The 6,131-nt window shown below is 43.8% G+C and carries 3 protein-coding genes; 1 reads left to right on the forward strand and 2 read right to left on the reverse strand.

Translation table 11 applies throughout. The features are described 5' to 3' along the window. Window positions 1-120 precede the first annotated feature (120 nt). Window positions 121-2,913, reverse strand: a complete 2,793-nt coding sequence (locus tag Q7P41_RS04390; RefSeq protein WP_303882426.1) for a UPF0182 family protein — start codon at window positions 2,911-2,913, stop codon at window positions 121-123. A gap of 314 nt (window positions 2,914-3,227) precedes the next feature. Between Q7P41_RS04390 and Q7P41_RS04395 the strand changes: the two genes are divergently transcribed. Then, window positions 3,228-4,598, forward strand: coding sequence for an MATE family efflux transporter (locus Q7P41_RS04395; protein WP_303882427.1), 1,371 nt, complete (start codon window positions 3,228-3,230; stop codon window positions 4,596-4,598). Window positions 4,599-4,711: 113 nt separating this feature from the next. Here Q7P41_RS04395 and Q7P41_RS04400 read toward each other — a convergent pair whose 3' ends face one another. Next, complete coding sequence (locus Q7P41_RS04400) at window positions 4,712-5,872, reverse strand: HD-GYP domain-containing protein (RefSeq protein ID WP_303882428.1); 1,161 nt, start codon at window positions 5,870-5,872, stop codon at window positions 4,712-4,714. Window positions 5,873-6,131: the final 259 nt, after the last annotated feature.

A 6,131-nucleotide genomic window follows, 5' to 3' on the forward strand; every position in this document is an offset into this window, starting at 1 on the left:
TGCTGTCTCGTGGGTAGTTGGGGTTCATGATAACTTTCTTCTATCAGAGGGCGACGACCCTTTCAAATTGCTTCAGAAAGGGTCATCCCAAATTTTACAGATGACAGCATACGTAACTCTTTATCCATCTTTGTCGCCATTCTCATGCATAGGATTTGTCAAATTGTTAAGTCGATTGAGATATTCTTCCAAACGTTTTAGCGCCTCGCCATAACCTGCCCAATCGCCCCTTCGCAACGCCTCCTGGGCTTCGTTGTAAGCCTCTGTAGCCAATATTACCAATTCCCTTAAATCGTCAGGCTCAACCAAACCTTCCGATACGTACGAAGGCGATTCTGCCACTACACTTTCTTTTCTTTCTCGAACTTCAAATAAATCGCTAATTGCATCATCGAGGCGTTCTCCCCATACAACGCGGCCACCGGCCGAAACGATAATCCTTTTCAGCTCTGGAAGATCGCTGTTTTCGGCCCTTAAATAAAGAGGCTGTACGTATAAAATAGAATCGCCCAACGGTATCACCAATAACCTTCCGAATATTACGTCCGAGCCTCTTTGGCTCCACAAAGAAAGCTGCGCCGATATCTCGGGATGTTGATTTATCAATGCCTCTATTTGCTGAGGACCGTAAATCAGTTTCTGCTTCGGAAATACATAAGCCACCAATTGACCGTAAGTGTCTCTATCGCAACGCCCCGCTAGCCAGGCGATCATGTTGTTCTTTCCAAAGGGAAGATATGGGGTAACCAAGACGTATTCTGCCCTTTCTGCTTCTTTTAGTTTTGTGACGATATAATAAGGCGACGCCTGGGATTCTTCGTGCGTAGGAAATGACCAGACGTCTTCCCTGTTATAAAATGTATTTGGATCCGACATGTGATATACGGCAAATATTTGAGCTTGCACTTGAAAAAGATCCATCGGATAGCGTCGATGAAGAACCAAGTCGTGGGGCATTTCTTCCTGGGACTTAAATAGATCGGGAAATATCTTATCCCAAACGAGAATCAGAGGGTCCTTCGGATCGGACACGTAAAATTCCACGCTACCGTCGTAGGCGTCGACTAACACCTTTACGCTGTTTCTAATGTAATTAAAACGCACCTTGCCGGTTTTCTTCGTCAGAGTGGTGGGTTGAGAGTAAGGATATCTGTCGGTAATCGTGTAAGCATCTATCACCCAGATCAGCCTTCCGCTCATCACTGTCAAGTAGGGATCTTGGTCGAATAGTAAAAAGGGAGCAATGCGTTTCACGCGTTCATAAATGTTTCTGTAATACATTATCCTGCTTTCCGGAGTGATTGCATCGGTAAATAAAATCTGCGTATCCCCGAAGCGCACAGAAAACGCCAGCCTACGCAATAAAGAACTAATGGAAACTCCTCCCTTGCCTTGGTAGGTGGAGCGGACGTTCACGTCTCCCGCAGGATAGTCAAACTCCTGAACGGTCGTTTTGACTAACACGTAATAATCGGTCATTTCTCCGTAATATATCTGAGGATATTCTATGGAAAGCGGAACGGTTGCCCTGGGAGGCAGGTCTTGAACGTAAAATACGGGCAACCCCGTAGGGGTTACCTCATTAACCGGATTCATTACTATGCCATAACCATGGGTAAACTCGAGGTGCATATTCACCCAGGTGGGATTTTGAAGCTGTCGAACATCCAATTCCCTTGCGGCGAGCATCACCTGCCTGGGCACCTCGCCATGAAAGTAATAACGATCTATGTCGATGTCTGGAAATTCGTAATATGTCCTTATTTCCTGAAGTTGTTTGTAGCTTCGAAGTAAAGGTCCGTAATCCCACAACCTTATGTTTTCTATTGTTTCTCTGTTTTCCTCAAAATCTTGCAGCGTCACTCTGTCTTTGGGCGTGATATTGCTCACCACTACATCGTCTAGTCCGTAAGCGAGTTGCGTGCCTAAGATGTTATGCTTTATGTAGGGGCTTTCCTTCTGAAATTCGTTGGGTTCTACTACATATCTTTGAATTACTCCAGGATATATACCCCGCAAGCCCACCGTTCCAACGATCCATACTCCTATCAAGATACCTACAAACTTCCAGGTCTTGCGTTTAGCAGCAATGGGAAGGAAAAGCCCAATGACGGCGACGGCTATGGCAAGCACGTTATAGGCTAATAAACGGGCATGAAGATCAGTGTACCCTGCTCCGAAGACAACACCTAGAGGGGAAAAGAGGAGTTCGTAGCGATCGAACCGATATCCCAACGCGAGTAAGAGCAATAAAATACCACCCAAAACACCTAGGTGCAAGCGTTCGTGGGGAGAAAGTGGGATTTGTCTATAGGAATCCATATCGATACTTCCCTGAGATCTAGCGATAAAATATAAAAAAGCTGTACCAACGAGTGAAACCAAGAAAATCTTTATTAAAAGACTTTGTGCATATCTATAGAAAGGATACTGGAATACGTAAAATCCGATATCCTTATTAAAAATTGGATCTTTTACGTCAAAGGGCATTCGATTTAAAAACCTCAAAACCATCGCCCATTGATCTTTTGCTCCGAAGGCCAGAGCTAGGGCAACGACCAAAGCAAATGCATTGATTATCATCTTAACTCGCGGTAGGTTTAAGGGAGAATCGAAAAATACCACAGCCTCTAAAGCAGTCTTCCTTGCTCGCATTAAGCTAAACCTGACAATACCTAGGGAAAGGATAAAAACGAAGCCGAATAACAACCATTGAGGCCAAAACCTTTTCCAAAACACCGCAGCGTAGCCTAAAGCATCGTACCAAACAAAATCCGTATAAAAACGTACAAGGGGAATGAAACCTAACACAACGGCCAAAATCAGAATTGGCAGAACAACTCCACAGCCCATACTTAGGGGCGGCTTGCTCAACCAGTGTCCCCTTGTTCTATTTTCATCGTGATAATTCATTTCTTTACCTCCAGATTTATTTTCTTGATTTTTTCATTACAGAATACATTAAAGTTCTCTGTGTTATTTGCAAATATATTATTATTTCCTAACTTAGCCTAATTACGCCCATCAAGGTAATTAAGCGAGGGGGGTCATCGCTGAACTTTCGATAGCTTGGGTTCATGATAACTTTGTTCTATCAGAGGGCGATGACCCTTTCAAATTGCTTCAGAAAGGGTCATCCTAAAATTTTACAAATGATATCATATGTCATTATATATGATATGTATAATGATATATAAGTTATATATAAAAATACGAGGAGAATAAATGTGCAGCGCAGAAAGACCGTAAACGTGGACATGGGAAGAGACCCTGTACCGCATGTGCTGTGGAGCCTTGCGATACCCTCCATCATCGCGACGCTGGGACATACGGTATTTCATATAGCGGACACAATGTTCGTGGCCTGGTTGGGGACCGTACCCTTGGCGGCAATGTCGCTCATGTTGCCCGTTATATTCGTGGAGTATGCCTTGATGAGCGGTTGTACTATCGGAGCGACAACGCTCATAAGCAGGAACTTGGGCATGGGAAAACTTTATCGCGGACGCTACCTTGCAAATGCTACCCTTTCCCTCGTCTTCATGATATCCCTGTTGCCATGCATACTTTTAATCCCAAGCATCAAGGATCCTTTCTTCGCCTTCATGGGCGCGAGCCCTGAGGCAATGGTACACCTAAACAAGTATCTGTTTTGGCAAATTTGGTCTTTTCCTGTAGCTTCATGTAGCCTGCTTCTTGACGCCGTTTACCGGAGCCAGGGGAATGCCATAGTGCCCATGTACAGCCTGCTGATAGGAAATGCGGTGAATATAGCCTTGGACCCCTTGTTCATCTTCACCTTTGGCTTGGGAATAGGCGGCGCTTCGCTTGCAACGCTCATAGGCAGGTTGCTGACCTTGCTGTACTCCGTTTCAAAGCTGAAGCAGCATAGCGAAATACATCCCAAGTTTAGTTTTGAAAGAAACACGGTTCCCACGTGGCGCAATGTTTTAGCCATAGGGCTTCCGCTTTCCCTATCCCAGATCAGTTTTTCCGTCGGGGCAGCTTTGCTCAACAGGATGCTTTCCCAATACGGGGAAGCGGCAATAAGCGGATGGGCGCTTGGCAACCGAATAGAAGATATCGCCTTCCTTGTGGTCTTTGGGTTCAATGCAGCTTTAGTTCCCTTCGTCGCCTACAATTTAGGCAAGGGCGATTACGGCAGGGTTAAGGCCGGATTTCTCTTTGCGGCTAAATGGTCTGCCACATTGATGTGCAGTATTGGTATCTTGTTATATATCTTTCCCATGTTCTTTTTGTCCATTTTCAAGCCGGACGGCCTGACATCCTTCTATTCAACGGCCTCCATAAGAGCTTCCACAACTGGCTATCCCATAGTTGCACTGACAATTATAATAGGCGGCGTATTTCAGGGTGCAGGGCACACACACTACAACTTATTCGCCCAGGTTACGCGTAATATTCTGGTTCGTTATCCGGCTGCGGTAACCTTAAACGCCCTTTTTGGCATCAATGGCATATGGTGGTGTCAACCCATTTCTTCTGTCGTGGCTTTTATAGTATCGCTATATCTGTTTAAAAAACTGGAGTCTTCTTTTAATACTCCATCCATCGAAACTGTTGAAAAAGCCAGTTAAAATCATAAAAAATAATCCGCCAACTGTGTGGCGGACGACAGCAGCGAAAGGCATAAGAATTGACCATGCTTTGCCGTTATTTTCAAGAGAATTTTTATAAGCCCTTTGTTTATTTATTCACTAAAATTGCCTATCACTCCTTTTATATAGAGACCGGGCGCTTGTTTTAGATTAATAACGTGTTTTTCTTCAAGGAACACGCCGTTAAAGTCCGAGAGAACCATAACGACCGGTCGAATCATGTCGCCATGATTGGACGCAATTACGACTGCGGTGCTTTGATTGGACAACTCGACTACAGTGCCTGGCGGATATAAGCCAAGAGCCAATATCAATTCCCTTGCCACTTCAGGGTCAAAGTGAGTGTTTGCTCCCATAAATATTAAGGAGATGGCATTATAAGGAGATTCAGCAGTCCTGTAGACGCGGTCCGTCGTAACGGCATCAAATACATCAGCCACAGCGGCGATCCGAGCAACAAGGGGGATAGCATCTCTTGTAAGTCCATCGGGATATCCCTTGCCATCTACCCTTTCATGATGCCACCTTATGATGGAAAGTACCACTAGGTCCTCTATGCCGTTTTGCCTCGCAAGGTTAAAGCCATAAACGGGGTGAGCTTTCATTATTGCGTACTCCCTATCGTCCAAACGTCCGGGTTTGTTAAGAATTTCAAGGGGGATCAAAGCTTTGCCAATATCGTGAACTAAGCCGCCAATCGTAATTTTTTCTACTAACTTTTTATCCCTTCTGCTTAACCTTGCCGCCAAAAAACCGGCAAGCAATGCAACGTTAAAGGAGTGTACATAAGTATATTCGTCCTTTTCCCTCACCTTGATCAGGGATAAAGTTATAGCATCCGATTGTAAAATCTCTTGCGTTAAGATATGTCCTGTAACTATGAGAGAATCGTACAAGTCTCTGGCGTCCTCGCCGCTAGCTATCCTCTGATAAAGATCGCCGATTTGCTTCATAGTTTGATTTGCTAACTCTCGGTCGATTCGCTTGACCGGTACGTCTAATTTTTCTTTATATTCCGCACCTTGACTAAAAAAATTTTTCTGCAGGTCAACATCGCTCGAGTAAACGCTTATATACTCAATCCCTTCTGCTTTGAGCTTTGCGATCAAATTTTTCTTTGCTACATTGCTTAACCAAGAAAGATTTGAACCTCTAGGCAATATAAGTGCCTTAGCTTTTGATACGACATCCTCGGCCACAATCCCTTTGAATTTTTCTAAATCACTGACGGGGATCTTTTTTGCTTTTAACATACAAGATCACACCCTGGATTATCTTTTATTATTTAACAGTTCATGGCGCGGAACTTCGATCCATTAAAGGACTATAAATTCTAAAGAGATTTACGCTCAACGTTTCAATTCTATCATTTTTATCATTTAAATGAAATGTTGTAATAGAAATATCAACAAAGTTTATAAAAAGTCAAAAACATTCTGTAGCGCAGCCAAATAAAACAGTCCATGTTGTACAATACATAAAGGATTTTTATTTAAGGAGGCGCCCCCTTTG

The sequence above is a fragment of the Acetomicrobium mobile genome (assembly GCF_937920065.1).

Bases quoted from the DNA above. Each gene is read 5' to 3' on its own strand.
- Q7P41_RS04400 (WP_303882428.1), bottom strand. From the start codon at position 5,872: ATGTTAAAAGCAAAAAAGATCCCCGTCAGTGATTTAGAAAAATTCAAA.
- Q7P41_RS04390 (WP_303882426.1), bottom strand. From the start codon at position 2,913: ATGAATTATCACGATGAAAATAGAACAAGGGGACACTGGTTGAGCAAG.